Annotated in this window: 1 protein-coding gene; it reads left to right on the forward strand. The window is 35.8% G+C overall.

The window, feature by feature from the left end; translation table 11 throughout:
- Positions 1 to 915, forward strand: a 915-nt coding sequence (locus AB1414_21420; GenBank protein MEW6609971.1) for a hypothetical protein, incomplete at its 5' end; no start/stop codon positions are given.
- Positions 916 to 1,067 lie beyond the last annotated feature (152 nt).

Consider the following 1,067-nt stretch of genomic DNA (forward strand, 5'->3'; position numbering starts at 1 on the left):
TATAATGGAACAATCTGGCAGAACATAAGTGGAGTTAATGATATAGATAGAAACAATAACAAAATTACAGTGAATTTATCTGTAGATACGGATGTAATTTTAGAAGATTCCTATGCCATTATGTATCCTACGCCTAAGGCAGTAGATGTTCAATATTATCACTATCAATATAAAGAATGGGTTACTTGCTTAAAGATTCCGGAATCTACTACGGTTAATGGTCTTCCTGTTGTAGGAACAAATACTGTAACCGCTGGAACTTCTACTACAACAAGAACTGGATATGTAGTGGTAAAACCAGTAGTCCAATTCTTCCTTAATGGAACCCCAGTTGCAAATAAAATGGAATTTAGTAATGAAGTTGAGCTCATTATGTATTATACCCAGGAGGATGTAAATGATTTATACCAACGCTCTCTTACAGAAGCAGACCTGGCAATCTATGAATACGATGGAAAAAATTGGGCAAAAATTACTACAGGCCACCTGAACCAAGATAATAAACAAATGACTTACAAGACAAAGATTATTCGAGAAATGTATGCGATTATGTATGTTATCCCGGAAATAGCAGAAAAAGCAGAAACATTCAAAGAAAGTGTTTTTGCATATCCCAACCCAACTAAAGGCGGTAGAGTTACCTTCAGATATGACTTGATTAGAGATGCAAAAGTTACTCTTAAAATATATACGATTATGGGAGATGAAGTTTGGACTAAAGAATATTCGTCTGCATCTCCTCAAGGAAAACAAGGAAGTCATGGGGTATATCCACCGGGTAATGATGCAATTATCTGGAATTGTGAAAATAATGCCGGGAAAAAAGTGGCTACAGGATTATATATTTATAGACTTACAGCGGCTGATGAATCAGGAGAGGTAACGGTAACCAAAAAATTGATTGTGGTTCAATAAAGGGAAGTAACCGTTCAGGATATAACCACAGAGCCACAGAGAACACAGAGGGAATATATAATCACGAATGAATTCTGTTAGATGTTTTACTATCTAACGAGATGAACCCGAATCTCCCTGAACAACAAAAAGATTTATAGTGCGAGGTTTTA

The organism is bacterium (assembly GCA_040755795.1).
Lineage (GTDB): Bacteria > UBA9089 > CG2-30-40-21 > CG2-30-40-21 > SBAY01 > JBFLXS01.